Origin of the sequence: Pseudomonas sp. PDM05, assembly GCF_014851685.1 — a bacterium.
Taxonomy (GTDB): domain Bacteria; phylum Pseudomonadota; class Gammaproteobacteria; order Pseudomonadales; family Pseudomonadaceae; genus Aquipseudomonas.
The window spans coordinates 1-263 of the sequence record NZ_JACVAC010000057.1; the positions used below are offsets into that span (position 1 = coordinate 1).

General features: G+C 50.2%; 1 rRNA gene. It reads left to right on the forward strand.

What is annotated here, in order from left to right:
* A 23S ribosomal RNA gene (locus tag IB241_RS28115) occupies positions 1 to 263 on the forward strand; the annotation flags it as partial.

The following is a 263-nucleotide window of genomic DNA, read 5'->3' on the forward strand; positions in this document are numbered from 1 at the left end:
TCTGGTTATTGCGATGGAGGGACGGAGAAGGCTAGGCCAGCTTGGCGTTGGTTGTCCAAGTTTAAGGTGGTAGGCTGAGATCTTAGGTAAATCCGGGATCTTAAGGCCGAGAGCTGATGACGAGTTACCTTTTAGGTAACGAAGTGGTTGATGCCATGCTTCCAAGAAAAGCTTCTAAGCTTCAGGTAACCAGGAACCGTACCCCAAACCGACACAGGTGGTTGGGTAGAGAATACCAAGGCGCTTGAGAGAACTCGGGTGAA